Annotated in this window: 24 protein-coding genes and 1 pseudogene; 7 read left to right on the top strand and 18 right to left on the bottom strand. The window is 74.0% G+C overall.

The features are described 5' to 3' along the window. Positions 1-49: 49 nt before the first annotated feature. On the bottom strand, positions 50-634 hold the full coding sequence (locus AB0M28_RS00485; protein WP_365395281.1) for a YdeI/OmpD-associated family protein: 585 nt from the start codon (positions 632-634) through the stop codon (positions 50-52). A 36-nt stretch (positions 635-670) separates the two neighbouring features. Then, the gene (locus tag AB0M28_RS00480) at positions 671-1,039 is read right to left on the bottom strand and encodes a MerR family transcriptional regulator (RefSeq protein WP_365395278.1); all 369 of its coding nucleotides are present in this window, start codon (positions 1,037-1,039) and stop codon (positions 671-673) included. A 72-nt stretch (positions 1,040-1,111) separates the two neighbouring features. Between AB0M28_RS00480 and AB0M28_RS00475 the strand changes: the two genes are divergently transcribed. After that, positions 1,112-1,861 (top strand): aldo/keto reductase, encoded by a 750-nt coding sequence (locus AB0M28_RS00475; RefSeq protein ID WP_365395275.1) that lies wholly within the window; start codon positions 1,112-1,114, stop codon positions 1,859-1,861. A 102-nt stretch (positions 1,862-1,963) separates the two neighbouring features. Next, positions 1,964-2,887 carry an NADP-dependent oxidoreductase gene (locus AB0M28_RS00470; RefSeq protein WP_365395272.1) on the top strand — a complete coding sequence of 308 codons (924 nt, stop codon included), beginning with the start codon at positions 1,964-1,966 and terminating at the stop codon, positions 2,885-2,887. Between the two features lie 11 nt (positions 2,888-2,898). Here the strand turns inward: AB0M28_RS00470 and AB0M28_RS00465 are convergent, their stop codons facing one another. After that, positions 2,899-3,897: a DUF5937 family protein gene (locus AB0M28_RS00465; RefSeq protein ID WP_365395269.1), complete on the bottom strand. Its 999-nt coding sequence runs from the start codon at positions 3,895-3,897 to the stop codon at positions 2,899-2,901. Between the two features lie 75 nt (positions 3,898-3,972). Between AB0M28_RS00465 and AB0M28_RS00460 the strand changes: the two genes are divergently transcribed. After that, the gene (locus tag AB0M28_RS00460; protein ID WP_365395266.1) at positions 3,973-5,157 is read left to right on the top strand and encodes an MFS transporter; all 1,185 of its coding nucleotides are present in this window, start codon (positions 3,973-3,975) and stop codon (positions 5,155-5,157) included. Positions 5,158-5,209: 52 nt separating this feature from the next. Here AB0M28_RS00460 and AB0M28_RS00455 read toward each other — a convergent pair whose 3' ends face one another. The 5 genes and pseudogenes from AB0M28_RS00455 to AB0M28_RS00435 form a co-directional block, all read right to left on the bottom strand. Then, positions 5,210-6,118 carry an SGNH/GDSL hydrolase family protein gene (locus tag AB0M28_RS00455; RefSeq protein WP_365395263.1) on the bottom strand — a complete coding sequence of 303 codons (909 nt, stop codon included), beginning with the start codon at positions 6,116-6,118 and terminating at the stop codon, positions 5,210-5,212. Between the two features lie 197 nt (positions 6,119-6,315). After that, entirely contained in the window at positions 6,316-8,859 is a 2,544-nt protein-coding gene (locus tag AB0M28_RS00450) for a hypothetical protein (RefSeq protein WP_365395260.1), read from the bottom strand. A 244-nt stretch (positions 8,860-9,103) separates the two neighbouring features. Continuing rightward, positions 9,104-9,371 (bottom strand): annotated as a pseudogene (locus AB0M28_RS00445) (MMPL family transporter); the annotation flags it as partial. Between the two features lie 133 nt (positions 9,372-9,504). Continuing rightward, positions 9,505-10,029: an ATP-binding protein gene (locus tag AB0M28_RS00440; protein WP_365395258.1), complete on the bottom strand. Its 525-nt coding sequence runs from the start codon at positions 10,027-10,029 to the stop codon at positions 9,505-9,507. A gap of 74 nt (positions 10,030-10,103) precedes the next feature. Continuing rightward, positions 10,104-11,555, bottom strand: coding sequence for an alpha/beta fold hydrolase (locus AB0M28_RS00435; protein ID WP_365395256.1), 1,452 nt, complete (start codon positions 11,553-11,555; stop codon positions 10,104-10,106). Between the two features lie 164 nt (positions 11,556-11,719). On the opposite strand from AB0M28_RS00435, the gene AB0M28_RS00430 reads away from it, so the two are divergent. Further along, positions 11,720-12,706 carry a winged helix-turn-helix domain-containing protein gene (locus tag AB0M28_RS00430; RefSeq protein WP_365395253.1) on the top strand — a complete coding sequence of 329 codons (987 nt, stop codon included), beginning with the start codon at positions 11,720-11,722 and terminating at the stop codon, positions 12,704-12,706. A gap of 36 nt (positions 12,707-12,742) precedes the next feature. On the opposite strand, the gene AB0M28_RS00425 is transcribed toward AB0M28_RS00430, so the two are convergent. Beyond that, positions 12,743-13,651, bottom strand: coding sequence for an NAD(P)-dependent oxidoreductase (locus tag AB0M28_RS00425; RefSeq protein WP_365395250.1), 909 nt, complete (start codon positions 13,649-13,651; stop codon positions 12,743-12,745). Positions 13,652-13,703: 52 nt separating this feature from the next. After that, positions 13,704-14,150, bottom strand: coding sequence for a nucleoside deaminase (locus AB0M28_RS00420; protein ID WP_365395247.1), 447 nt, complete (start codon positions 14,148-14,150; stop codon positions 13,704-13,706). A gap of 94 nt (positions 14,151-14,244) precedes the next feature. On the opposite strand from AB0M28_RS00420, the gene AB0M28_RS00415 reads away from it, so the two are divergent. Next, a complete protein-coding gene (locus AB0M28_RS00415; RefSeq protein WP_365395244.1) occupies positions 14,245-14,694 on the top strand; it encodes an Lrp/AsnC family transcriptional regulator in 450 nt (149 codons plus the stop codon). Between the two features lie 9 nt (positions 14,695-14,703). Here the strand turns inward: AB0M28_RS00415 and AB0M28_RS00410 are convergent, their stop codons facing one another. Continuing rightward, positions 14,704-15,342: a dihydrofolate reductase family protein gene (locus tag AB0M28_RS00410; RefSeq protein ID WP_365395241.1), complete on the bottom strand. Its 639-nt coding sequence runs from the start codon at positions 15,340-15,342 to the stop codon at positions 14,704-14,706. Between the two features lie 175 nt (positions 15,343-15,517). Here AB0M28_RS00410 and AB0M28_RS00405 point away from each other — a divergent pair, with 175 nt between their 5' ends. Beyond that, a complete protein-coding gene (locus AB0M28_RS00405; protein ID WP_365395648.1) occupies positions 15,518-16,774 on the top strand; it encodes a serine/threonine-protein kinase in 1,257 nt (418 codons plus the stop codon). 30 nt (positions 16,775-16,804) lie between these two features. Here the strand turns inward: AB0M28_RS00405 and AB0M28_RS00400 are convergent, their stop codons facing one another. The 4 genes from AB0M28_RS00400 to AB0M28_RS00385 form a co-directional block, all read right to left on the bottom strand. After that, positions 16,805-17,389 (bottom strand): TMEM165/GDT1 family protein, encoded by a 585-nt coding sequence (locus AB0M28_RS00400; RefSeq protein WP_365395238.1) that lies wholly within the window; start codon positions 17,387-17,389, stop codon positions 16,805-16,807. 291 nt (positions 17,390-17,680) lie between these two features. Beyond that, entirely contained in the window at positions 17,681-20,221 is a 2,541-nt protein-coding gene (locus tag AB0M28_RS00395; protein ID WP_365395235.1) for a polysaccharide lyase family 8 super-sandwich domain-containing protein, read from the bottom strand. 175 nt (positions 20,222-20,396) lie between these two features. Beyond that, a complete protein-coding gene (locus AB0M28_RS00390; protein ID WP_365395232.1) occupies positions 20,397-20,693 on the bottom strand; it encodes a hypothetical protein in 297 nt (98 codons plus the stop codon). 93 nt (positions 20,694-20,786) lie between these two features. Further along, the gene (locus tag AB0M28_RS00385) at positions 20,787-21,329 is read right to left on the bottom strand and encodes a GNAT family protein (RefSeq protein ID WP_365395229.1); all 543 of its coding nucleotides are present in this window, start codon (positions 21,327-21,329) and stop codon (positions 20,787-20,789) included. A gap of 190 nt (positions 21,330-21,519) precedes the next feature. Here AB0M28_RS00385 and AB0M28_RS00380 point away from each other — a divergent pair, with 190 nt between their 5' ends. Next, on the top strand, positions 21,520-22,491 hold the full coding sequence (locus tag AB0M28_RS00380; RefSeq protein ID WP_365395227.1) for a pyridoxal-phosphate dependent enzyme: 972 nt from the start codon (positions 21,520-21,522) through the stop codon (positions 22,489-22,491). Positions 22,492-22,507: 16 nt separating this feature from the next. On the opposite strand, the gene AB0M28_RS00375 is transcribed toward AB0M28_RS00380, so the two are convergent. The 3 genes from AB0M28_RS00375 to modA are packed head-to-tail and all read right to left on the bottom strand — an operon-like array spanning position 22,508 to position 25,274. Beyond that, entirely contained in the window at positions 22,508-23,596 is a 1,089-nt protein-coding gene (locus AB0M28_RS00375) for an ABC transporter ATP-binding protein (RefSeq protein ID WP_365395224.1), read from the bottom strand. Then, positions 23,593-24,453 carry a molybdate ABC transporter permease subunit gene (modB, locus tag AB0M28_RS00370; RefSeq protein WP_365395221.1) on the bottom strand — a complete coding sequence of 287 codons (861 nt, stop codon included), beginning with the start codon at positions 24,451-24,453 and terminating at the stop codon, positions 23,593-23,595. The genes AB0M28_RS00375 and modB overlap by 4 nt, the downstream gene beginning before the upstream one ends. Then, a complete protein-coding gene (gene modA, locus AB0M28_RS00365; RefSeq protein WP_365395219.1) occupies positions 24,450-25,274 on the bottom strand; it encodes a molybdate ABC transporter substrate-binding protein in 825 nt (274 codons plus the stop codon). Before modA ends, modB begins: the two co-directional genes overlap by 4 nt. Positions 25,275-25,418 lie beyond the last annotated feature (144 nt).

Here is a 25,418-nt window from a genome sequence, read left to right as displayed (position 1 = left end):
CCGGGCCCGTCGGCCCAGGTCGACTTTCGGCCGCGAACCGGGCGTTACGTCAGGATCGGGGCCCCTTGTCGCCCGCGGCCAGCCGGGCGACGGCCCGCTCCAGCTCCTTCTGCCGCGCGGCGGGGGTGCGCGAGCGCAGCAGGCGCACGATCACGGCGTAACGCTCGGTCCTGTTCAGGGAGTCGAAGAAGGCGCGCGCCCGGTCGTCGGCCGCGAGGGCCGCCGCCAGGTCGGGAGGCACCGTGGCGTTGGCCTGCGACTCGTACGCCGCCTCCCACCGGCCGTCGGCCTGCGCGGCCCGCACCTCGGCCAGCCCCGCCTCACGCATCCGGCCCGCCGCGGTCAACACCTCGACCCGGGCCACGTTCACCTTCGACCACTGGCTGCGCGGGCGGCGCGGGGTGAGCTTCTGCAGATAGTGGACGTCGTCCAGGGGGCGGCGCTGACCGGTGATCCAGCCGAAGCAGAGATACACGTCGAGCATCGTGTCCGGCTGGACGGAGGGGATGCCGCTGGACTTCTTGGCGATCTTCACCCAGATGCCGTCGGACCGGCCGTGGTGCGCGTCGAGCCACGCCTCCAGCGCGTCGGGGCCGTCGAAGAAGCGGATCTCCAGGCCGTCGAGGGTCTCCATCCGGCCCACGGTAGCCGGACCCGGTGCGCCGCGTGGTCAGGCCGCCGCCTCCAGCGGGGCCAGGCGCTGCGAGTCGGCGAGGAGCGAGGCGAGGGAGTCGCGGGTGGTCGCCAGCTCGGCCAGCCGCGCCTCGAGTTCGGCGAGCCGGTCGCGCAGCCGGTCGGCCATGCAGTCGCCGACCGTCGTGCCGCAGTTCTCGACGCACGGCAGGACCTCGCGGATCGTCCGGGTCGGCAGGCCCGCGTCCAGCAGCAGCCGGATGCCGGTGACGACCTCCGGCGCGCCCTCGTCGTACGAACGGTGCCCGCCGGAGGTGCGCCGGGACTCCAGCAGGCCCTGCTCCTCGTAGTAACGCAGCAGCCGCACGCTCACCCCGGTCCGGGTGGACAGCTCGCCGATCTTCATCTGTGATCCCCCTCACATCCGCTGGAACCTCACATGGATGTGAGGCCCTAGCTGTGTTGTCCGGGGAGGTTGGTGACGCGGCCGGCCGCGATCGCCCTGCTCCGCAGGGCCGCCGAACTCGGCGTCAGCCTCTTCGACACCGCCGACGCGTACGCCCTGGGCGCCGGCGAGGAGCTGCTCGCCGAGGCGCTGCACCCGTACGGGGACTCGGTCTTCGTGTCGACGAAGGTCGGCGTCGTACGACCCGCCCCGGACGCGTGGGTGCCGCTGGGGCATCCGGCGTACCTGCGCCAGCAGGCCGAACTCAGCCTGCGCAGGCTCCGGGTGGAGCGGATCGACCTGCTGCACCTGCACCGGCTGGATCCGGCGTACCCCGTCGCCGACCAGGTGGGCGCGCTGGCGCGGCTGCGCGAGGAGGGCAAGGTCCGGCACATCGGCCTCTCGGAGGTGACCGTGGAGCAGCTGGAGGAGGCGCGGCGGACGGCCCCGATCGCCGCCGTGCAGAACCTGTACAACCTGGCGGCCCGCGACCACGACGACGTCGTCGACCACACGGCGGCGCACGGGATCGCGTTCCTGCCGTTCTTCCCCGTCGCCATGGGCGGCCACGCGGGGCCGGGCGGCCCGGTGGCGTCCGTCGCCGCGGAGGTCGGCGCCACCCCCGCGCAGACCGCGCTGGCCTGGCTGCTGCACCGGTCGCCGACGGTGGTGCCCATCCCGGGGACGGGCTCGGCGGACCATCTGGCGGAGAACGTGGGGGCGTTGGACGTGAAGCTGACGGAGGAGCAGCAGGCCCGGCTGTCGGCGTCGTCGCACGGATGAAGGGCTGGGGTGACGGGGGTCGGCCCGGACGGGTCACCCCGTCCGTCCCCCGTCCGGCCCACGCCGGGAAGCCTGCCCCCGCCCGCACGCGTTGGGCAGCGTATGAAGGCAATCGCACTGCAGGAGTACGGCTCCGCCGACGATCTCGCCCTGGTCGACCTGCCCGAGCCGAAGGTCGGCCCGGGCGAGGTCCTCGTCCGCGTGAAGGCCGCCGGGGTGAACCCCGTCGACTGGAAGCTCGCCGCGGGCAGGCTCGACCCGCTGATGGAGACGGCGTTCCCGATGATCCCCGGCTGGGACGTGGCCGGGGTCGTGGAGCGGGTGGGCCTGGACGCCGACGACTTCGCGCCCGGCGACGAGGTGTACGGCTACGTCCGCAAGGACTGGGCCCAGAAGGGCGCGTACGCCGAACTGGTCACCGCCAACGTCCGGCTGCTGGCCCGAAAGCCCCGCACGCTGAGCTGGGAGCAGGCCGCGGGGGTGCCGCTGGCCGGGCTCACCGCGTACCAGTCCATCCAGCGCATCGGTCTGACCAGCGAGGACACCGTGCTGACCCATGCCGCGGCCGGCGGTGTCGGCTCCGCCGCCGTGCAGATCGCCCACGCGCTCGGCGCCCGCGTCATCGGCACCGCGAGCGAGCGCAACCACGACTTCCTGCGCTCGCTGGGCGCCGAGCCCGTGACGTACGGCGAGGGCCTGGCCGACCGGGTGCGCGCGCTCGCCCCGGACGGGGTGGACGCGGCGCTGGACTTCGTGGGCGGGGACGCCGTGGACGTGTCGCTGTCCCTGCTGAAGGGCGACAAGTCCCGCCTCGTGTCGATCACCGACCCCTCCGCGAAGGAGAAGGGCGGCCACTACGTGTGGGTGCGCCCGGACTCCTCCGACCTCACCGCGCTCGCGCAGCTCGCCGACGAGGGACGCTTCACGGTGAGCGTGGAGCAGGCGTTCCCGCTGGAGCGGGCGGCGGAGGCGTGGCGGCTCAGCGAGTCGGGGCGGGTGCGGGGGAAGGTCGTACTGACGGTCTGACGGTCTGAGCCCTACGCCGCCACCGCCGACGGCGTCAGCAGCGCGTCCGCCACCGCCGTCCGCGCGTACAGCACCGACCGCCCCGCGCGGTGCGCCGTCACCAGACCGGCGTCCCGCAGGGCGGTCAGGTGCTGCGAGACGCCGGCCGCCGACAGCCCGAAGTGCCGGGCCAGCGCCGACGTCGACGCCGGGGTGTCCAGCTCCTGCAGCAGCAGCGCGCGCGAGCGCCCCAGCACCCCGGCGACGGCGTCCACCGCGCACGGCCGCGGCTCCCACAGCGTGCCGACGCCGCGCGCCGGGTACGCGAGCTGCGGCGGATCGGGCTCCACGGAGACCGTCAGCACCCGGGACCAGGCGAAGGCGGTGGGGATGAGGATCAGCCCGGAGCCGTACTCGCCGCGGGTCAGCCCGCAGTGCCGCCGTACCAGCCGCAGGGAGCCGTCGTCCCAGGTCACGGACTCGTGCAGCTCGCTGAGCACCTGACCGGCGCCGTGCTCGGCGACCTGGCGGGCGCGGTGGAACAGATCGGCCTCCAGCGCCTGGCGGATCCGCGCCCAGTACGGGGCGAGCGCCAGCTGCCAGTACGTCTCGATCTCGGCGGCGACCTTCTCCAGCATCGCGGCGGGCTCGTCGTGCAGCAGCCGGTAGCGGGGGGTGCGCTCCAGTCCCGGATCCTCCCGTGCCAGCTTGGCCAGCTCCGAGCGCACCCGCTCGGCCGGGGTGCGGCGGATCGCGTCGAGCTCCGACTCCAGGGTCGGGAAGGGGCTCTGCGGGGCCGGGTTCAGCAGGTCGGCGGCGTAACTCGTGGGCGGCGCGAGGAGCGCGAGCCAGCCGCGGTCCAGGCCCGTCTCCGCCAGCCGCGGCCGCACCTGCTCCAGCCAGCGGCGGTGGACGGGCGGCTCGCCCGGCGCGCGCAGCATCCGGTAGCTCGTCAGGACCTCCCACATCGGAGAGGCGGCGAACCGGATCTGCGCCATGTCCGCCGCGGAGAAGCTCAGCCAGGTTTCCACGTCACGCCCCCTCATCGGATTCGGTCCCAGCTTAATCAATAGGAGGGACCCCGGTAAGACCCGCAGGCTTACGGCATGTTCTCCACCTTCCGCGGACTGCCGCCCACCGTCTGGACCATCTTCGCCGGCACGATCGTCAACCGGCTCGGCTTCCTCGTCAGCCCCTTCCTGGTCTTCTTCCTCGCCGACCGCGGTATCACCGGCACCGAGACCACGTACGTGCTGGGCGCCCTCGGCGCCGGCAACCTGCTCGGCCCGGCGCTCGGCGGACTGCTCGCCGACCGGATCGGCCGCCGCAGCACCATGCTCATCGGCCTGACCGCCGCCTCGGCCGCCCAGGGCGCGCTGTTCGTGGCGCCCGGGGTGGCCACGATGGCCGCCGCGGCGCTCGCGCTCAGCGCGTCGGGCGCGCTGGTGGGGCCCGCGTCGTACGCGCTGATGGCGGACTCCGTCGAGGGGGAGGCCCGGCGCCGGGCGTACGCCCTGTTCGGCTGGGGCGTGAACATCGGCACCGCGGTGGCCGGCGTGCTGGGCGGCTTCCTCGCCGCGCAGGGGTACTGGCTGCTGTTCGCCGTGGACGCCGCGACGATGCTGGCCTTCGCCGCGCTGGTGGCCGTCCGGATCAGCGAACCGCCGCGCACCGAGGCCCCGTCCGGCGCGGGCATCGGCTACGGGGTGGTGCTGCGCGACCGGCTGATGCTGCTGCTCATGCCCGTCTTCGGCATGCAGCTCTTCGTGTACTCCCTCACCGAGGTCGCCCTCCCGCTGGCCATCCAGGACTCGGGCCTGTCGCCGGCCGTGTACGGCGCGATGGCGGCGACGAACGCGGTGTTCGTCGTGGCGCTCCAGCCCTTCGCCACCTCCCTCCTCGCCCGGCTGCCGCAGCTGTACGTGCAGTCGGCGGGCGGTGTGCTGATCGCGGTGGGCGTGGCGCTGACCGGGGTCGCGGACAGCGTGGCGGGGTACGCCGCGTCGGTGGTCGTGTGGTCGCTGGGCGAGGTGATCGTCGCGGGCATCGCGGCGAGCGTCGTGGCGGGGCTCGCCCCGGAGCACGCCCGCGGCCGCTACCAGGGCGCCTTCCAGTGGGTCTGGGGCGTGGCCCGCTTCTCCGCGCTGACCGCGGGCGTGGCCCTGTACACCACCGCGGGCCCGGCGGTGCTGTGGTGGACGGCCCTGGTGGGCGGCGTGGGGGCCGCGGTGGCGACCCTGGCGCTGGTGCGCGGGGTCAGGGCCCGTACGGAGCACGCGCTGGCGGCGTGAGGGCGGCGGGGCCGGCCGGTACGAGAACGCCGGCCGGCCCCGCCCGGGGTTGTCAGACCCGGTTCAGCACGCTCATCGCCTGCGTCGCCATCGCCGCCTCTCCGGCGGCGTTGGGGTGTACGGGGACGATGTTCGTACCGAAGAGCACCGGCTCGATCCACCGGGTGCCGATCGCCTTGCACGCGTCGTGCCCCTCCGAGGCGGCGGCCATGTCCACGAAGGTGGCGCCCGTCGCGGCGGCTGCCTGCTTCACGGCGGCGTTCAGGGTCGCCTGGAGGTCGCGCAGGTACGGGATGTCGCCGCGGGCGATGGGCATCTTGGCGTAACAGGTCCAGTCGAAGGCGGCGGGCACGATCCACGGGTAGCCGAGGATGGCGACCTCCGCGTTCGGCGCCTTGGCGCGGATGGCGCGCAGCGACTCGGTCAGCCGGGGCAGGGTGGTGCCGGTGATCTGGTCGGTGAACGTGCTGCCGTACAGGTCCTCGCACGGGCTGCCGAAGCCCAGCGTGACCACGCCGGCCGAACCGCAGGCGAGGATGGCGTTGATGAAGGTGTTGTTGTCGTTGCCGCCGATGGTGAGCGTGACCACGTCCGTGCCGGTGCCGAGCGCGTCGAGCTGCGGGCCGACGCCCGGGTACTGCGACTCGGTGAAGTCCTTGGTCTGGGCGCCGCCGCAGGTGACGTCCTTGAGGCTCGCGCCGGTCCGGCCGGCGATGACGTGCGGGTAGTTGAGGATGGAGCGGGCGCACAGCAGGGAGGCGGCGGGGTCCAGGGGCAGGACGCCGGAGCCGGCGCTGTAACTGTCGCCGAGGGCGACGTAGTCGACCTGCTCCGTGGCGGTGGCGGTGGCGGTCGCCGGAACGGTCAGCGAGAGGGCGGCGACGAGGCCCGCCAGCGAGGTGACGGCAAGTCTGCGGGCTCGCGAACGGGACCGGGGACGGGGGCGTGCGCGGAACGTCATCTGATTCTCCATTCGAATCCGACGTGCGGGGGCGATCCGTGCAACGGCCGTCTGGAGCTCGAAGTTACTGCGACGTCACATCGAAGTTACTGACGGGTTTTATAACTGGTCAATAGGCCGGGGGCGAGTTTTTGTGCGCGTACACGCAACAGGGGCGCCGGAGTTGATCCGGCGCCCCTGTGATCGGCGGGGTGGCGTCACCTCACGTCGACGTAGTCCCCTGCGGTGGTGAGCGGGGGCGTGCCGGCGTCACCGGGGTAGTGCACCCGCCAGAAGCCGTCCCTCCAGGCGGTGGCCGTGTAGGCCACGTGCCCGGTCGCGTCGGTGGTCATGGTCCGCACGGTCCGGTAGGTCGACGTGCCCGCCTCGCGGTACTGGACCAGCAGCGTCCGCCCGGCCGCGTTCGCGTAGACGTCCCGCTGCCAGTCGGCGATCTGGAGCTTGCCGTAGACCTTGAACAGGCGGCCCTTGAGCACCGGTTCGGGGGTGGCGTCGACCTTCACCGCCCCCTCGCGCAGTACCCGCGGGCTCTGCACGGCGAGCTGCTCGGTGTACGACACGCCGTCCGCGGACTCCGCCCAGGCGGCGAGCTTCCAGGTGCCGGCGAGGGAGTTCCGCAGCAGCCAGCGGGGGTGGATGTAGGCCATCTCCGAGGTGCAGGTCGACGTCGTCGCGCTGACCGGCTTGCACGTCGCCGCCCAGCTTTCGAACAGGTAGCCGTCGGGCGCGCTGTACGAGCCGTGGTAGAGCACCGCGCCCGCGCGGGCGACACCCGCGGGGTCGGTGGCCGTGAACGTCACGTAGAAGTGCTGCAGCGCTCCCGGGGTCAGCCGGACCGCGCTGCCGCCGTTGACCTTGACGTTGCTGATCCTGGTGGCCCCCACGGTCCTGGAGGCGGGCGAGGCGGGTCCGGCGAAGGCGCGGGTGATCGTCCGGCGCAGGCTGCCGCCCTCGTCGTTGACGGCGGTGACGCGCAGCGAGATGTAGGCGGCCGTCGCGGGGACGGTCAGCACGGCCTCACCGGCGGAGACGGGAAGCGCCTGCCAGGTCTGGCCGTCGTCGGCCGAGTACTCGACGGCCGTCACCGTCTCGGCGGCCGTCTGCGACACCCGCGTGGCGGCGGTGGCCGCGATGTGCACCTGCCCGCCGGCGGGCGCGGCGTTGCGGGTGTCGAGACCGTCCAGGGTCAGCCCGAGATCGATGAGCGGCAGGCCGCCGGTCGTGGAGCCGGAGGACGGGAAGGTCCACTCGCTCCGCAGCATGGCGGACAACCGGGTGTAGCCGGTGCGGTTGTTGACGGTCTGGGTGAGCCGGTACTCCGCGGGCTCGGCGGGCAGGGGGGTGGAGACCGCGGAGTCGCCCGTGCCCAGGTCGTCCGCGGCGGCATACGTCACGCCGCCGGAGGTGAGCCGGAAGGAGTTCTTCGTCGCGAAGTCGAACCCGTACCGCCCCTCCGCGTCGGCCAGGACCGCACGCTCGGACAGGAGCACGGTCCCGTCGGCGCGCCGGGTGGACCCGCCCAGGGCGGCGAGGCCCGGCTGGAACGGGGCCTGTCCGAGCGTTTCGCCGGGGGATGTACCCGCCGGCAGCGTGCGTTCCGCGGCGTTGTAGCCGAGCCCGCCGTAGAAGAAGCCGCGGCCGAAGGCGACGCCCGGGGTGATGTATTCGGTCACGGTGCCCGGCGCCGGGACGAAGCCGCCGATGTAGACACCGGTCCAGTCGCCCGGGACCCTCGGCGCGCTCTGCAGCCCGGCCTGGGTGCGGGCACCCGGCGCCCGCACCGTGGTCGAGGTCTTGGCCAGCGCGGACGTGGCGACCTGGACCACGGGCGTGCTCGGCACCGTGCCCTTGAAGGAGTGCGTGAGGTCGTAGAGGTACGGGCTCGGCGTGGCGGCGGTGGCGCCGCTCGCCCCCAGCATCTCGTGCATGTGGAGCGTCAGCCCGGCGACGGAGAACGGCGTGACGTAGACCCTGCCGCCCGCGAACCCGGCCTGGCGCCCGTTGGGGCCGGAGATCCACACGGCCTTGTCCATGGTGGTGGCCGACGTGTTGTCGCTCACCTTGATCGCGGCCTCTTTGGCGGCCCTCTCGTCGAACGTCACGGTGACGCCGCTCGTGGCGACCCGGAACGTCCGCGTCATCAGATAGCTGGGGCGCTGCCAGTCGCTGTGCAGCGCGATGCCCACGTAGTCGCCGGGGGGCAGGCTGACGCTGGCGGTCGGGCTGTAGTAGGTGGACTCGACCGGGTACGCCGTCCACGTGGTGCGGTTCCAGACGTAGAAGTTCCCGGTGACCACGTCCGCGTTGGTGATCGTCAGCTTGACCGGGTAGGTGGCCGCGTACGTCGTCGCCGACGGCTCGTCCGGCGCGTCGATCGCCACCTCCGTGGCCGCCACCGGCTCGCGCAGCCCCGTGGGCCGCACCTGGAGCTTGCCGTCCTGGGTGGCGAAGGCGTAGCTGCCGGAGGCGTCGCCGCCGGCCGGCGTGACGCGGAAGTCCGCCGCCGGCGAACCCTTTCCGCGCGGCAGCACCTCCAGCCGGTCGCCGTTGGCGAGCCGGGCGCCGCGCACCCCGTCGGCCTGTCCGGACACGACCGTGCCGACGCGCCGCGGCGTCCCCGGATCGGCGCCCTGCGCGGACGCGTTCCAGCCGAGCAGGGCCAGCAGCGATACGGCCGCGGTGCCGGCCGCGGCGGCCCTGCGCCCGAGGCGGACGCGGGCAGGGCCGGGTACGGAAGTCACAGGAATCTCCCCCCAGAGACGGCGCTGCACTCAGCTGCCGTGTACGTAATGCGGCACATCCTACGATCGCCGCGACCCCGTGACGAGGGGGTGTCCGCCGCACGGCGAAGGCCCACCGTCCGGGGGACGGGCTTCGCTTCGGCCGACGGATATCAGTTCTCCGTACGGGTCTCCGGCGACACTTCGGCAGCCGGCGGACCGGCGGCGCCGGGAGCCACCCGGCGTCGCGGCCCAGCAGCTGCATCACCGGGCCGTTGAAGCCCGGGCCGCATCCCTCGGCCAGCAGGTCGTACGCCTGCCGGCGCCGGCAGCGGACGCCGCTGCACCCGGGTCACCGGCGCCCGCCAACGGGCCCCCTCCGCCTTGCCCTTGGCCTCGGCCTTCGCTGCGCGCTTGAGGACCTGCCGCTGGATCCGCCGCCCGAAGAACGCGAGCAGCGCGGGCAGCAGGACGAGCGAGGCGGCCATCGTCACCAGCACGGTCAGCGCCACGGCCTGCAGCGAGTCCAGTCCCCGAGGGAGGGTTCGGCCTCCGGCGTCGGGCAGCGGTGGCCACCTCGCGTACGCCCAGGGTTGCGGGCGGGGGGTGGGGGCGTACGCCTGGGGTTGCGGACGCGGGTCGCGCTTCGCGGGTGCGGCCGGGCGGTCAGACCAGGGACGGCCAGCGGTCGCCGGCCCATTCGAGCCACCCCGGCCACCCCGCGGGGGGAGGGTCGATCTCCCGGCCGTCGAGCTCCGAGGCGTCGGGCTCCTCGAACGACGCCCGCCAGGCCACGAGGTCCGCCTCGCTCATCGGAAAGGTCTCGTGCGGCGTGGTGGACTGGCGGCGCGCGACCCGGGCGCGCTGGGTGTCGGGGTCCACCGGCAGGTACACCAGGTGGCAGGACGCGCCCACGGACGCCACCAGCCAGCGGATCGCGGACCTCTCGTCGCGGGACCAGACCCCGAAGTCCAGCACCACGTTCGTTCCCAGCCGCAGTGCCTCCAGGGCGAGCCTGAGCAGCCGGCCCTCCAGCACGGCCCGCTTCCGGCCCGCGGTCGATTCGCCGAACAGCGGGATCATCCACTCGTCGGGCGTCAGCCGCAGCGCGGCGTGCTCCTCGGCGAGCTGCCGGGCCCTCGTGGTCTTACCGGCCCCGGGCAGGCCGACGGTCAGGTAGAGCGCGCTCACACAGGGATCGTTCACGGAAGCCGGACGGAGGACAACTGCATTCCCGAGCGACACTCCCGCGCGCCGCCCGGGGGTCAGGAGTCCCGCAGGAACGCGAACACCGCCTCGCGGCCCGCGTCCGTCGTGGCGCGGCTCTGCACCGAGTGGGCCGCGCCCGGGATGATCGCGACCTGGGCGTGCGGGGTCAGCTTCTGCTGGTCGTACAGCCACTCCACCGGGGTGGACAGATCGCGGTCGCCCGCCAGGAGGAGGACCGGTACGCCGGGGAGGCGGCGGGCCTCCGCGGGCAGGGCGGGGGCCGGGGTCGCGGGCCAGTGGAGGCAGCTCAGCATGGAGCCCAGGCCCTTGGCCGTGGCCGCGTCGAACGGGCCGTAGTCGGCCGGGGTGAGCCCGGCCGCCGCCTTGTCCAGCGCCGCGGCGCGGTCCTCCTCGGGGGCGTCGGACCTGCCCCACGGATAGCGGCCGTCCAGGCACAGCGTCGCCGCGTGCAGGCCCTGGCTCAACTCCTCCGCCGTGGCCGCGCTGCCCTGGCGTACGCCGGCCGTCAGCGCCTGCAGCATCGCCGGGTCGCCGTTCGCCGCGCGGTCCAGGGCCGTGATCATCGCCGCGTAGTCCGCGTCCACGAAGCCCCAGGTCGTCAGGGTGTCCAGGACGTCCACCCCGTTGCCGTACCGGCGTACCACCGTCGCCAGGTCCGCCGCCGGGTCCGTGGTGCAGCCGATCGCCGCGCACGCGGCGTCGAGCACGCGCGGCGCCGCGCGCATCGCGGCCAGGTCCATCGGGTCGTAACCGGTCTGCGGCACCACCGAGTCGAGCACCAGCCGCGCGACGCGCTCCGGGTGCGCCAGGGCGTACCGGGTCGCCGTGTACGTGCCGTACGAGACGCCGTCCAGCGTCATCCGGCGTACGCCCAGCGCCTCGCGCAGCGCCTCCAGGTCGGCGACGGTGTCGTTCGTCCCGTAGAAGCGGCGGTCCGGGCCGAGGGCGGCGCCGCAGTCCCGCACCGCCGCCTCCGTGGGCGGGGTGAGGTCCGAGGAGCCCATCTGCTCCTGCAGCTGCGGGCATTGGAGCGCGTTCCCGCCCGTGCCCCGCTGGTCGATCATGACGAGCCGGTAGTCGTCCAGCACCGGCGCCATCAGCCGGCTCAGCCGCTCGACGTACGGCACACCCGGCTGGCCCGGGCCGCCCGTCAGGAACAGCAGGACGCCCTTGGGCGCCGACGCGTTGCCGGCCATCGCCACCTTGAGGCCGAGGGTGCCGGGCGTCGCGCCGCTGTGGTCGAGCGGGACGGTCAGCGTGGCGCAGGTGAAGCCCGCGACCGCCGTGCAGGGCGCCGCGCCGGAGAGTCCCCCGTGCTCTCCGGCGGGCGGCGCCCCCGTCTCCCCGGCCGCCGACGGGCCCGACCCGTCCTGGGCCGCCGACATGGCCGTTCCCGGCAGCAGCAGCGCCCCCGTGGCGGCCAGTGCCGCCGCCGTGAGCGCGCGCGTCCACCGTCTCCCCTGGAGCCGTTCGCGTCGTCGTCGCATCCCCCGCACTCCCCGCTCTCTCCCGGTGCCCGGGCGTCGCGCGGCCCCGGGAGCGGGCGCCGCGGATCATCAGAGTGCGCCGAGCGGGCCGTGCGCGGCGAGCATCCGTGCCACGATTCGAGGAGGTTCGAACCGGAGCGTGTGAGCGGGGGCGGGGGAAGGCCGTGATCGAACTCGTCGTGGACGCCGCCGGGCTGGCCCGTTCCCGGTTCGCCGTCTCGCCGTTGCACGAGGTCGCGACGACGCTGCTGCCGTGGGGGCTGGAGCCGGGCGCCGGCGCCGGGCCCTGGGTCGCCCGGGCCCGGCGGGTGCTGCGCCGGGCGCGGCTCCCGCTGCTGTCGGCCCTGGCGCTGGACGCGGGCGGCTATCTGCCGGACTTCCTCAGCCCGCACCCCGACAGCCCCTCGCCCTCCGTGGAGGAGGAGCTGGAGCGCGTCCGCACCACCCCGCCCGAGCGCGTCCTGGACGAGCTGGCCGCCCTGCGGGCGGGGCGGCCCGACACCGGGCTGGCGGCGGCCGAACTGCCGCCGGTGGTGCGGCGGGCCGTGGACCGCGGCGGCCGGTACGTCGCCGGGCAGGCGGCGCGGGAGCTGCGCTGCTACTGGGACCTGGCGTTCGCCCCGCACTGGGACGCGGCGAAGGCGGCGCTGGAGAGCGAGGTCGACCGGTGTGCCGGGGTGATGGCCCGGCGGGGCGCGGCCGGACTGTTCGACTCGCTGCACCCGGACATCCGCTGGGAGGACGGCAGGCTGTGCGTGGAGAGCCGGTTCACGGTCCGGGTGGCCGTGCCGCTGGTGATCGTGGTGCCGTCGCTGGTGGCGCCCGGGCCGGGCGTCGCGGTGGACCCGGTGTGCGGCGGGCTGCGGCCGCCGATCCTCGCCGTTCCGGTGCGCGACCGGTCCGCCGCGCCGGTGCCCCCGTCCGCGGAGCTGGCGAAGCTGCTGGGCCCCACCCGCGCCGCCCTGCTCGCGGCGCTGGGGCGGCCCGCGTCGACGAAGCAGCTGGCGGCGGTCCAGTTCCTCAGCCCGGCGACCGTCTCGTACCACCTGGGCGTGCTGCACGACGCGGGGCTGGTGACCCGGGCGCGCAACGGGCGGACGGTGCTCTACCGGCGTACGGCGGCGGGGGCGCGGCTGGCGGGGAGCCGGTGACGGGCGGGGGCGCCTCAGGTCCCCAGCTCGCAAAAATCAGGCCCCGGGCGCCTTGTCGAAGCTCGCGAAGTACGCCGCCGCCATGTCCTCCGCCCCGTGCCCCTGCGCCTCGGCCCGGGCGAGGCGGGCCTCGCTCGCCTCGGCGACGTCCAGGCGCAGCTCCGCGCGGCGGGCGGCCTCGACGATGAGGCGGGCGTCCTTGACGGCGGTGGAGACCGCGAAGGACGCCGGGGACAGCCGGTCCTCGAGGATCAGCCCGGACTTGGCCCGCAGATAGCCCATGTCGAGCGGCCCGCCGCCGATCGCGTCGAAGAAGCTCTGCGGGTCCACGCCCAGCCCCTGCGCCAGGGCCAGCACCTCGCCGGCGGCGGAAGTCACCGCGAGCACCCAGCTGTTGGCGACGAGCTTCAGCCGCGTCGCGGACCCCTCGGCCCCGTCCTCCCCCGTCCACAGGACCCGTGAGCCGATCGCGTCGAAGACCGGCAGGACCGTCTCGCGCCCGTCGGCGGGACCCGCGGCCAGCACCAGCAACTGCCCGTCCTCCGCGGGCTTGCGGGTGCCGAGCACCGGCGCGTCGTAGAAGGCGAGCCCGTGCTCCCGCGCGAAGCCCGCCAGCTCGCCGACGGCCTCCACACCGGCCGTCGACGCCTGCACCCACGCGGTGCCCGGCCGCAGCGAGGGCGCCGCCTCGCGCAGGGCGTCGAGGGCCGCGGGTCCGTCGTACAGCATGGTGAGGACGACGTCCGCGCCCTCGGCCGCCTCGGCGGGCGTGTCCGCGACGTGCGCGCCGTCGGCGGCGAGCGGTTCGGCCTTGGCGCGCGTGCGGTTCCAGGCCCGTACGGAGTGTCCGGCGCGGGCGAGGTTGCGGGCCATGGCGGCGCCCATCACGCCGGTGCCCAGAACGGCCACGGTGCGGTGGGTGCCGGTCGGGTGGGAGTCGGTCATGAGTCGCCTTCCTGAGGGGCGGTGAGCGGGTCGTCGGCGGTCACGGTCGCGGTCAGGGCGTGTAGTACGCCGACACCGGCACCCGCGCCTCCTCGTAGAGCCACGGCCCGTCCTGCGGCACCTCCGGGAAGCCGCCGCCGGGCTTCAGCCCGTCGAGCTGCCGCGACGACAGGGCGTACACCACCCGCCCCAGCCCCGAGCGGGCCAGCGCGCCGGTGCACATGGGGCAGGGCTGGCAGCTGGTGTACATGGTGGTCGACGCCGCCTCGGCGGCGGGCAGTTCGCGGGCCGCCCAGCGGGCCAGCTTCAGCTCCGGGTGGGCGGTGATGTCGTCGTCGCTGCGGACCGTGTTGTACGACTCGGCGAGCACGGTTCCGTCCGCCCCGACCAGCAGCGAACCGAAGGGGGCGTCCCCTTCGGCCACGCCCCGGGCGGCCAGGGCGATGGCCATGCGCAGGTACTTCTCGTCGTCGGCGGTGGGGGCGGGCGTCGGGCTCATACGCAGCAGGCTAACGAGCCGGAGCCGTCCTCCGGAAGAGAACATCCACGGCGTTCCCGTGATCAAGCCGGGGATTCGCCGGTAGTCTGCGCGGATGGCCGAGAATCTCGACGCGACCGACTGGGCGCTGCTGGCCGAGCTGCAGCAGGACGCCCGGGTCTCCTTCACCGAGCTGGCCCGCCGGGTGAGCCTCAGCGCCTCCGCGACCACCGAGCGCGTACGCCGGCTGGAGGCGCTCGGCGTCATCACCGGCTACCAGGCGGCCGTCGACCTGGAGAAGGCCGGCTACCCCGTGCTGGCCGTGGTGCGGCTGAAGTACCCCGGGAACCGGCACCGGCCGCTGCACCGACTGCTGGGCGAGCGGGCGGAGATCCTGGAGTGCCTGCGTACGACGGGAGACGACTGCTACACGCTGAAGGTGGCGGCGGCCTCGATGGCGCATCTGGAGCAACTCGTGGACGAACTCAACGGCTTCGGCTCCACCACGACCAGCGTCGTCTACAGCCGCCCACTGCCCTACCGGGGCCCGCGCCGTCCGGCCTGAACCGGTCCCTCAACGCCGTACGACCGTCACGTGGACGACTCCCGAGGAGCCGTCGAGCCCGGCGACCCGGTAACCGGCGATCCCCTCCGCGACGTCGTCCAGCAGCCGCTCCCCGCGGCCGATGAGCATCGGGGCGATGACCAGGTGCATCTCGTCGACGAGCCCCGCGCGCAGATACTGCCGGATGGTCGCCGCGCCGCCCCCGATCCGTACGTCCCTGCCGCCCGCCGCCTCGAACGCCCGCGCCAGTACGGTCTCCACCGGCTCGTCGGTGAAGCGGAAGGTCGTCCCGCCCTCCATCGGCAGGTCGGGGCGGAGGTGGTGGGTGTGGACGAAGACGTCGGTGTGGTACGGCGGGTTCTCACCCCACCAGCCGCGCCACGACTCGTCCTCCCACGGGCCGCGCTGGGGCCCGAACATGTTCCGCCCCATGATCGTGGCGCCGATGTTGTCGTCCCCGCGGACGAAGTGGTCGACGTCCGTGCCGGTCTTCCCCGCGGCGGCGTCCGCGCTCGCCGAGACGAACCAGCTGTGCAGCTCGTCGCCCCAGCCCACGCCGTCGCCGAACGGGGCGTCCAGCCGCTGGTTCTCGCCGGCCATGAAGCCGTCGAGCGAGATGGTCACGTTGTGTACGCGGAGCTTGGGCATGGTCGCTTCCTCTTTCCGGTGTCGGCTTCTCCGTCACCTTTCCGGTGTCGGCTTCTCCGTCACCCTTGCGTCGAACGGGCCGGACGCGGATCGACACCCCGTCCGACACTTTTTCCGGGCCCTCCCCGCCATACTGGAGCCCGGCGTCACGCAAGGGGGGCAGGCGGCGGTGGAGATGCCTGAGCGGGTCGGCGGTTACGCCGTGGAGCGGGAGATCGGTGCCGGCGGCATGGGCACCGTGTACCTGGCGCGTTCGCGCGGCGGGCGGGCCGTGGCCGTCAAGGTGGCGCGGGCCGAGCTGGCCTCCGACGCGCACTTCCGCGAGCGGTTCCGGGCGGAGGTCGAGGCGGCGCGCAGGGTGGGCGGCTTCCACACCGCGCCGGTCGTCGACGCCGACCCGGACGCCGAGGCGCCCTGGCTGGCCACCGCGTACGTCCCCGGGCCCACGCTCGCCGGGCTCGTGCAGACGCACGGGCCGCTGGACGAGGCCCGGCTGCGGCAGCTGGGGGCGGCCCTCGCGGAGGCCCTGCAGGCGATCCACGGCTGCGGGCTGGTCCACCGTGATCTGAAGCCCGGCAACATCATCATGGCCGCCGACGGCCCCCGCGTCCTCGACTTCGGCATCGCCCGCGCCATGGAGTCCGCCCGGCTGACCACCACGGGGCTGGCCTTCGGCACGCCCGGCTTCCTGGCGCCCGAGCAGGCGCTGGGGGCGGCGGTCACCGGGGCGGCGGACGTGTTCGCGCTGGGAGCGGTGCTGGTCGCGGCGGCGGGCGGCAGCGCGTTCGGCGAGGGGACGCCGATGGGGCTGATGTACCGGTCGGTCCACGAGCCGCCGGACCTGACGGCGGTGCCGGAGGGGCTGCGGGAGACGCTCACGGCCTGTCTGGCGAAGGAGCCGGAGCTACGGCCGACGCCGGGGGAGCTGCTGGACGCGATGGCGCCGGTGGGGACGGTGGCGGCGCCGCCGCCCGTGCCGGTGGTACCGCCGCAGCCGGTGTACGGGCCGTCGACCCCGCCCGCCCCCAATCCTTACGGGCAGCCGCAGCCCGGCCCGTACACGCCCACCCACGTCCCGGGCCCGTACGCACAGCCGGCCCCCGGCCCGTACACCCCCACCCACGTCCCGGGGCCCGCACGCGACGACGACATCAGCTTCGTCGCCGTCGACTCGAGCGGCGGTGTGCTCGTCGACGCGGGCGGGGTCACCTTCCAGTCCGGGCGCTCCGGATGGGCCGGGCGGGAGGGCTACCAGTTCGGGTGGGACGAGATAGGCGCCGTGCAGTGTGCGCCGGAGCCCGGCAACTGGCTGCGCGTCACCGTGATCACCCGCGCCGGGGCGGCGTACCACGCGCTGGTGCACGCCCGCCGGGGGTCCCGGCTGCGGGAGTGGCTGGAGGACCTGCCGCTGGTGGTCGACTGCTTCCTCTGACCGGCAGCGGGGTCGCGGCCGCGAGCGCGGTCAGCCGGTGAAGACCTCCACCAGCGACCACACGGCCAGCGCCAGCATGCACAGGCCGCCGATCCGCTGGACCGTGCGCAGCGGGACGCGCTTGGCGATGAAGCGGCCGGCGAGCAGGGCCAGGGCGGAGACGGACATCAGCGCGGCGGCGGAGCCGATGGCGACGGACCAGACGTCGTTGGCGGCGGCCAGGTTGGCCGTGGTGATCTGGGTCAGGTCGCCCCACTCGCTGATGAAGACGGCCATGAACGCCGTCGAGTACACCGGCCAGAAGCCCTTGACGGTCTTCGTACCGGCCTCGTCGCCGTGCTCGTCGTCGCCGCCGCGCAGCAGCAGGAACGCGCCGAGGCCGAAGAGGGCGGCGGAGACCAGCTTGACGCTCCAGCCGGGCAGCAGGCCGATGACGCTGCCCGCGCCGACGGCGATGGCCACGTGCACGATGAACGCCGTCGAGGTGCCGAACCAGACGTACAGCGGACGCATCCGCGTCCCCATCGCCAGCGAGGCGAACATGGTCTTGTCGGGCAGCTCGGCGAGGAAGATCAGGCCGAAGGCGGTGACGATCGCCAGCGGGTCGAGGTGCATTCCGGGGCGGCTTTCTGTGTACGGCCGGGCCCCCGGACCCATGCGAAGCGCCTCGAGGCGGCGACGGGAGGACCGGTCGGCCCGGCACAGCGGACCACGCGCGGTGCGCGCGTGGCTGTGCCTGGCCGAAGGTCTCGCCCGTCCGCTGCTTCTCGTACGGACCCGGCCACCGGGAGCCGCGAGGCTCCAGTGTGTCGACGACCGGTTTGCAGGGCTACTCCCCTTCGCAGGGCTCCAGGATAACCCGGGTCCCCCGCACCCCGCCGTGACCGGGCTCACCCCCCGGGGCGCCTACCGGAGCACCGCCTGCAGGCTCGCGCCGTACGCCCGCGCCGTGTCGTACTCCACCAGCGTCCCCTCCGCCGTGCGCCGCACCCGCACCCGCTCGTCCGCGGAGGCGGCCGACAGCCACCGCCCGCGCAGCAGGACGGACAGCGACTCGCGGTCCATCGTCGGATCGGCGGCGGCCACGGTCGTCAGCCCGCCCTGCGCCCTGCGCACCAGCACCGACGCCGGTCCGTCGACGCTCACCCCGGCCGCCTCGTGCCGTCCGGATGTGAAGGAGGACACGGCGATCAGCCCGAGGCCGGTGTGCTTGACGGCCTGCAGCCGCACCGTGTTCGCGACGACCGTCAGCGGACCGCCCTCGTACGACCGCAGCCGCGCCTCGTCGGCGCCGGGGGCGATGGCGTACGCGTACGAGGCGGGGGGCGCGCCCGCGGCCTCGTCGAGGGAGATGCCGAAGACGCGCTTGGTGACGGCCGTGTCGGGGTTCGCGGTCCGTACGACGCGGCGGCTGCGGGTCACCTGGGCATGCTCGACGCGCACCGGCCGGTCGGTGAGGAAGACGTACCCGACGGCCGTGCCCTGGGTGGCGTTGGCGTACCGCAGCCAGCGCGGGTCGCCGCTGCCGCCCGGCGTCCAGGCGGAGCCGTCGTGCCGTGCGCCGGTGACCGTGACCTGGTCGGCGGGGGCGGCGATCCGGGCGTCGACGGAGGTGGTCACCGCGCGTCCGGCGTCGTCGCCGACGCCCGCGGCCAGCACCACGATCTCGTCGTCCAGCAGGAACCAGGACTTGACGGCGTTCGCGTTGCGGTAGACGACGAAACCGGCGGGCAGCGCGTCCTGTTCGGCCCAGGAGACGTCGCTGGACTGGATCAGCGAGGCGGCGGCGTACGCGCCGAGGGTCACCCCGCCCGAGTGCCGGTTGGTGCCGCGCGGGAAGTAGACGTACTTGTTCTGCGACTCGGAGGACGAGGTGAAGTTCAGCGGGTGCGAGGGGTTCTCGTACCACGCCGTCCCGTACAGCTGCGGAACCGTGCGCCGCTCCTCCACCGGCGCCGTCACTCCGGCGAGGGCGTACGGGGAGACGGCGGTGTAGTAGTCGACGCCGAACGCCTGGGTCTGGTCCTGGCCGGTGAGATACAGGTAGTGCGCGCCGTCGCCCTGGAACCAGGGCATCAGGTTCTCGCCGCTCATGTACTCGTACTTGCTGATCCGGTCGGAGCTGCGGGCCAGCGCGAAGGCGAAACCGGGGCGGCGGTGGACGGTCTTGTCCATGGCGTTGAACGCGGTCGTGCGCGAGGCCGCGCCCAGATCGGCGGCGGGCACGGCGGCGTCGGCGAGGATGCCGGTGTAGCGGACGATGCTGAGCGGCGAGACGAAGCTCGTCGGGTCCAGCGCGGCACGGGAGTTGGCCCGGACGAACTTCACCCAGCCCTTCAGCGCCGTCGCCTCCTCGCCCTCGGAGTAGTCGGCGAGGTCGACGACGGCCTCGACGATGACGGCCACGTCCTGGTAACCGGTGGTGGTGCGGGAGACGGCGCGGCCCTTGACGATCTCCATCATCCAGCCCTCGAAGATCAGCGGGGCGAAGCCGCCGCGGACCCAGTGCTGCACGACGGGCACGAGGGCGCCGCTGTCGACGTAACCGGTGCCGTCCAGGATCTTCAGCGTCTGTACGACGCGGGTGAGCAGGCCCTTGCCGTACGAGCCGGTGTACGCGACCGAGTGGTGCTGGATGAACGAGCCGTCGGCGTAGTGGCCGTCGGTGTTGCCGTGCTGCAGGGCGTAGGGGTCGATGGTGGCGAAGACGGTGAGCTGGTCCTCGAGCGCCTTGCGGACCCGGGCCTCGCCCGCGGCGCCGAGGAGGGCGCCCTGCAGGATGCGGTTGGTGGTGATGTCGGCGAGGTTGGCGCCGGTGTGGAAGCGGGAGTCGAGATCGACGTCGCCGTCCTTGCCGTTGCGCAGGTAGGCGTCCATCGAGGCGATGTACGTCGGTATCAGCGCGGGGCTGTACGCGGCGGCCTCGCCGGCCAGGAGGGCGAAGGTCTTGCAGGCGCTCTGGGAGATGCCTATCTCCCAGTTGAACCAGTTGCCGTAGTAGCCCTTGGACTGGTCGCCGTAGTACGTGTCGTGCAGCCACTGGAGCTTGTCGAGCACCCGGTGCTGGATGCCCGTGTTCTCCGCGAGGTCGGCGGATACGCCGGGGGTGCGGGTGGCGAGGGCTATCTCGTACAGCTGGCGGTAGGTCGTGCTGAGGTTGGCGTCGTTGGTGCCGAGGGGGACGCCGGCGAAGAGTTCGCCCGGGCCCGTCGCCCGGTCCATGGCGGCCAGGTTGGTGCGGGCGGTGGCGGCGATCGCGGCCAGCTTGGCGGCCACCTCGGGGCGGGCGTTGGCGGCGGGGGTGCCGGCGAACATCGCGACGGTGTTGGCGATCACCCCCGCGCCGCCCTCGGCGGACTCGGCGGCGGAGGCGAACCTCGGCGGCACGGCCGCCAGCACACCGGCGGCGGACAGTGCGGCGAGCAGTCGTCTGCGGGTCATTTCCATGGTGCCTCCCCGGCCGGGCAGTTGATCCGACGGGCGGAGTCAAGCAGAGCCGGGGAAGCGGCGGCAAGCGCTTGTTACGGGGATCGCGCGGGGCTGGCGGGCGTCATTGGTCTGGAGCGGTGACGGGATGGGGGCCTGCGGTGCCGGGACGGGGGCCCGCGGCGCCGGGCGACCGTCAGTGTTCGTCCCAGTGGCCCTCGTGCTGCGCGTGGCGGTGGCCGTCGTGGATGAAGTCGACGTGGTCGCCGTGCGGCACGGAGATGTGCCCGCATCCCTGCTCGTGGCGGTGGCCGTGGACGTCGTGGACGGTGTGGGCCGCCGTCTCGCACTCGTCGGCGTGGCCCGCGTGCAGGCGGTGCAGATGGCCGTCGTGGGCGTAGTCGACGTGGTCGCCGTGCGGGATGGCCGCGTGGCCGCAGCCCGCGCCGTGGGTGTGGGGGTGTTCGGTGTGGGGAGCGTGTGTCGCCGGCATGGCGCCTCCTTCCGCTCCCGTCCATAGTGCGACCGCGGCGCGGTGCCCGCACGTCCACACCGTGCACGGTGCGGACGTGCGGGCCGGAGGCGCTCAGCCCCGCAGGTCCGACTTCCAGTCCTCGGCGAGGAGCCCGAGCAGCACCTCGTCCAGGAACTCCCCCAGCACCCAGGCCGAGGAGCGCAGCACGCCCTCGCGGACGAAGCCGTTGCGCTCGGCGGAGCGCAGCATCGCGTCGTTGTCCGCGAGCGTCTCGATCTGCAGCCGGTGCAGGCCGCGTACGACGAAGCCGTAGTGGCACAGCACCGCGACCACGTCGGTGCCGTAGCCCATGCCGCGCGAGGACGGCAGCAGCCCGAGCCCGATGTGCGCGGACCGGCTGTGGTTGTCGATGCCCCACAGCGTCGCGGTGCCGACCAGCGTGCCGCCGTCCAGCTCCACCACGGAGAACGGGACGACCGCGTCGTTCTTGTCGTCCCCCACGAGCCGCGGGTCCTTCGACCCGGGCGTGATCGGCCGCCACGGCGCGCCCTCCGCCCGCGAGCCGTTGACGACGTCGTCGTAGAGCTCGGCCAGCAGGACGGGGATGTCGTCTTCGTGCCGGGCCCGCAGCCCGACCTTGTTGCCCTTCAGCATGAGGGCTTCTTATCCGACCGGGCCCACCGGCGGCAAACGGCGTGGCGGGGCACGAGAGGGCCGCCTACGATCCGGGCATCCGCGCCGGACGGGTGCGGCGGCTGGTCGGGTCGTCATCGCCGTGGACCGCCGCTGGACGGCTCGGCCCCGACGGGCGGTTCGCGAACGCCTATCGCGTCCTGGGAGAGATATGACCGCACCGTTGCTGCACACGCGCTGCCCCGAGCTCGTACGAACGCTGCCGTTCCACCGGCTCGGCGACGGCCCGACCCCGGTGCGCCGGCTCACCGGGACGGCCCGCGACGACCTCTGGTGCAAGGACGAGAGCCGCTACGGCTCGGGCGGCTGGGGCGGCAACAAGGTCCGCAAGCTGGAATGGCTCCTGCCCGAGCTGCGCCGGCGCGGCACGCGCACCGTCCTGACCGTCGGCGCCACCGGCACCAACTGGGGCCTGGCGGCGACGCTCTACGCGCGCGAACTCGGGATCGACACCGTCCTCGCCCTCATCGACCAGCCCGAGGACGAGCACGTGCGCGAGCAGCTGCACAGACTCCGGGCGTCGGGCGCGGCCATCCACCGCACCCGTACGAAACCACGGACGATCGCCGCCCTCCCGTGGCTGTTCCTGCGCCACGCGCACGGCCTGCGGCCGCCCGCCTACCTCCCGCCCGGCGGCTCCGCGCCGATCGGGGTGCTCGGCTACGTCGAGGCCGGCCTGGAGCTCGCGGCGCAGGTGGCGGCGGGCGACCTGCCGGAGCCCCGGCACATCGTCACCCCGGTGGGCTCGGGCGGGACCGCCGCGGGGCTGGCACTGGGCTGCGCGCTGGCCGGACTGCGCTCACGGGTGCTCGGCGTCGTGGTCAACGACACCCTGCCGCTCGCCACGAAGGACCTGACCCGCCTCGCCGACCGCACCGCGACCCTGCTGCGCAGACGCGGCGCCTCCTTCGACCTGCCACCGCTGCGCCTCGTCTCGACCCGCACCCACCTGGGCGACGGCTACGGCCACCCCACACCCGAAGCGTCCGCCGCCGCGGAGGCCGCCGCGTCCGCCGGCCTGCGGCTGGAACCCGTGTACTCCGCCAAGGCGTTCGCCGCCGCCCTGACGGCCGCGGTGGACGGCCCGGCGCTGTTCCTGAACACGTACGGCCCGCGGGGGTGACCAGCCCCGGCCGGCGTCAGGCGGGGTAGGCGTGGGTCTGGGCCGCCTTGATCGTGGCCCAGACCGTGGCACCGGGGTGGAGGCCGAGTTCCGCGGCGGCGACGGTGGTGAGGTCCGCGGCGAGGGGCAGCTCGCCGGTGAGGTCGGCGCGGATCTGGTCGCCGTGGGTCTCCAGCCCGGCGACCTCGCACTGCCAGAGGTTGCGGGCGCTGGAGGCGGTGGGGCGGTCCCGGTGGAGGGTGACGGCGCTGGGCGGGAAGGCGACGTAGACCGGTCCGGTGAGGTCCTCGGTGGTGGTGATCACCGGCCCGCCGCCGACGTGGACGGTGTGGCCTGCCGCCCGGCCCTGGTAGAGGTTCAGGCCGACCAGGTGGGCGATGTAGTCGGTACGGGGGTGGCGGGCGATGTCGGACGGCGTGCCCTGCTGGACGATCCGGCCGTCCTCGATGACCACGAGGCGGTCGGCCAGCACCATCGCGTCCAGCGGGTCGTGGGTGACCAGGACGGCGACGGCCTCGAACGCCTCCAGGTGGCGCCGCAGTTGGGCGCGGACCTCCAGTCGGGTGCGGGCGTCGAGCGCGGCGAGCGGCTCGTCGAGGAGGAGCAGGCGGGGGTGGGTGGCCAGGGCGCGGGCGAGGGCGACGCGCTGGGCCTGGCCGCCGGAGAGGCGGCGCGGTTTGACGGCGGCGTGGCCGGCCAGGCCCATGCGGTCCAGCCAGGCGGCGGCCTGGGCGCGGGCTTCGGCCTTGGTGGCGCCGTGGCAGCGGGGGCCGAACGCCACGTTGTCCAGGGCGGTCAGGTGCGGGAAGAGCAGGTAGTCCTGGAAGACGACGCCGACCGGGCGGGACTCGGGCGCGGTGCGGTCCAGCGAGGTCCCGTCGAGGGTGAGGTGCCCGGCGGTGAGCGGGGTGAGTCCGGCGAGCGCGCGCAGGGCGGTGGTCTTGCCGGCGCCGTTGGGCCCGAGCAGGGCGACGACGTCGCCGGGCGCGGCGGTCAGTGCCACGTCGAGGCGGAAGGAGCCGCGGTCGACGACCAGACGGGCGTCCAGCCCCTCCGCCTGCAGGGTCGCGGAGGGGAGGGCGGCGGTCTTCTCGGTGTCGGTCATGACGTGGTCATCCAGCGGTCGCGCAGCCCGGCCAGCACCGCGACGGACACGGCGAGCAGCACCAGGCTGAGGGCGATCGCCGCCTCGGGGTCGCTCTGGAGGGCCAGATAGACCGCGAGCGGCATGGTCTGCGTACGCCCGGGGAAGTTCCCGGCGAAGGTGATCGTCGCACCGAACTCCCCGAGCGCGCGGGCCCACGCGAGCACCGCGCCCGCGGCGATGCCGGGGGCGATCAGCGGCAGGGTGACCCGGCGGAAGGCGGTGAACCGCGAGGCGCCCAGCGTGGTGGCGGCCTCCTCATAGCGGGGGTCCGCGGCCCGCAGCGTGCCCTCGACGCTGATGACCAGGAACGGCATCGCCACGAACGCCTCAGCGATCACGACGCCGGTGGTGGTGAACGGCAGCGTGACGCCGAACCAGTCGTCCAGCCACCGCCCGACGACGCCGTTGCGGCCCAGCGCCATCAGCAGCGCCACACCGCCGACCACGGGCGGCAGGACGAGCGGCAGGGTGACCAGGGCCCGTACGAGACCCCGCCCCGGAAACTCGACGCGGGCCAGCAGCCAGGCCAGCGGCACCCCGAGCACCAGGCTCACCGCGGTCGCGGCGGTGGCGCAGACCAGGGACAGCTGCAGCGCCTGCCACACCTCCGGACTGGTCAGCAGCTCCGGCAGATGCCGCCAGGGGGTGCGCAGCAGCAGCGCGACGAGGGGCAGTACGAGGAACGCCAGGCCGATGACCGCCGGCACCAGCAGGGGGAGCGGCACGCCCGGGCCACCGACGACCCGGGCGCGCCGGCGCCGCGGACCGCCCCGGAGGGTGTCGGCCGCGGCACCGGTCTCGTCGAGCGGGGTCACGGCTGGAGGAACCCGGCCCCGGTGAGGACCTGCCGGCCCTCGGCGGACTGCACGAGGGCGATGAACGCCTGCGCAGCCTCGGCGTTGGGGGCGTCCTTGAGCAGGACGATCGGGTAGTCGTTGACGGCCTGCGACGCCTCGGGGAACTCAACGCCCTCGACCTTGTCACCGGCCGCCTTGACGTCGGTCTTGTACACGAGCGCCGCGTCGGCCTCCTTCAACTCGACCTTGGTCAGCGCGGACTTGACGTCCTGCTCGTAGGAGACCGGGGTGAGCTCCAGCCCGCTCGCGTCCAGGGCCTTCTGCGCGGCGGCGCCGCACGGCACCTCCTTGTCGCACAGCACGACCTTCAGCCCGGACCCGGTCAGGTCCTTCAGCGACGCGATGCCCTCGGGGTTGCCGGGCAGCGTGGCGATCTCCAGCTGGTTGCGTACGAACGTCGCGGGCTCGCCGGAGGCGCCGCCCGCGTCCGTGACTACCTTCATCGTCTTGGGGCTCGCGGCGGCGAAGACGTCGGCCGGGGCGCCGCTGGTGATGCCCGCGGCGAGGGAGTCGCTGCCGCCGAAGTTGAAGGTGACCTCGGTGCCGGGGTGCGCGGCCTCGAACTGCTTGCCCAGCTCCGTGAAGCTCTCCTTCAGCGAGGCGGCTGCGAACACGGTGACCGTGCCGGACAGCTTCGGTGAGGTGGAGGACGACGGGGAGTCGTCGGAGCCGGCTGCGGAGTCGCCGGAGGAGGCGCAGGCGCTCAGCGCCAGCAGAGCCGCGGTAGCCGTACCGGCCACCTGCAGGATCCGGCGGGTCCGGCGCGTGGAACGGGTCATCACAGTCTTCTCCTTCGCACGGCGGTCTTCCTCACGGTCTCTCGACGACCAGGCGCCTGAGCATGACAGGAGGATACTGCCGCAGGTGCAAGGTGAAAATCTTCTGTCGCATCGCACAAGCCGTAGCTGTTCCGAGATGGCTTG

Origin of the sequence: Streptomyces sp. NPDC051940 (assembly GCF_040680895.1) — a bacterium.
Classification (GTDB): Bacteria; Actinomycetota; Actinomycetes; order Streptomycetales; family Streptomycetaceae; genus Streptomyces.
This window is presented reverse-complemented; position numbering and strand designations above follow the sequence as displayed.

Coding starts and splice junctions, on each gene's coding strand:
- AB0M28_RS00485 (WP_365395281.1), bottom strand. CDS start 634: ATGGAGACCCTCGACGGCCTGGAGATCCGCTTCTTCGACGGCCCCGAC.
- AB0M28_RS00480 (WP_365395278.1), bottom strand. CDS start 1,039: ATGAAGATCGGCGAGCTGTCCACCCGGACCGGGGTGAGCGTGCGGCTG.
- AB0M28_RS00470 (WP_365395272.1), top strand. CDS start 1,964: ATGAAGGCAATCGCACTGCAGGAGTACGGCTCCGCCGACGATCTCGCC.
- AB0M28_RS00460 (WP_365395266.1), top strand. CDS start 3,973: ATGTTCTCCACCTTCCGCGGACTGCCGCCCACCGTCTGGACCATCTTC.
- AB0M28_RS00455 (WP_365395263.1), bottom strand. CDS start 6,118: ATGACGTTCCGCGCACGCCCCCGTCCCCGGTCCCGTTCGCGAGCCCGC.
- AB0M28_RS00435 (WP_365395256.1), bottom strand. CDS start 11,555: ATGCGACGACGACGCGAACGGCTCCAGGGGAGACGGTGGACGCGCGCG.
- AB0M28_RS00425 (WP_365395250.1), bottom strand. CDS start 13,651: ATGACCGACTCCCACCCGACCGGCACCCACCGCACCGTGGCCGTTCTG.
- AB0M28_RS00420 (WP_365395247.1), bottom strand. CDS start 14,150: ATGAGCCCGACGCCCGCCCCCACCGCCGACGACGAGAAGTACCTGCGC.
- AB0M28_RS00415 (WP_365395244.1), top strand. CDS start 14,245: ATGGCCGAGAATCTCGACGCGACCGACTGGGCGCTGCTGGCCGAGCTG.
- AB0M28_RS00410 (WP_365395241.1), bottom strand. CDS start 15,342: ATGCCCAAGCTCCGCGTACACAACGTGACCATCTCGCTCGACGGCTTC.
- AB0M28_RS00405 (WP_365395648.1), top strand. CDS start 15,518: ATGCCTGAGCGGGTCGGCGGTTACGCCGTGGAGCGGGAGATCGGTGCC.
- AB0M28_RS00400 (WP_365395238.1), bottom strand. CDS start 17,389: ATGCACCTCGACCCGCTGGCGATCGTCACCGCCTTCGGCCTGATCTTC.
- AB0M28_RS00395 (WP_365395235.1), bottom strand. CDS start 20,221: ATGGAAATGACCCGCAGACGACTGCTCGCCGCACTGTCCGCCGCCGGT.
- AB0M28_RS00390 (WP_365395232.1), bottom strand. CDS start 20,693: ATGCCGGCGACACACGCTCCCCACACCGAACACCCCCACACCCACGGC.
- AB0M28_RS00385 (WP_365395229.1), bottom strand. CDS start 21,329: ATGCTGAAGGGCAACAAGGTCGGGCTGCGGGCCCGGCACGAAGACGAC.
- AB0M28_RS00380 (WP_365395227.1), top strand. CDS start 21,520: ATGACCGCACCGTTGCTGCACACGCGCTGCCCCGAGCTCGTACGAACG.
- AB0M28_RS00375 (WP_365395224.1), bottom strand. CDS start 23,596: ATGACCGACACCGAGAAGACCGCCGCCCTCCCCTCCGCGACCCTGCAG.
- modA (WP_365395219.1), bottom strand. CDS start 25,274: ATGACCCGTTCCACGCGCCGGACCCGCCGGATCCTGCAGGTGGCCGGT.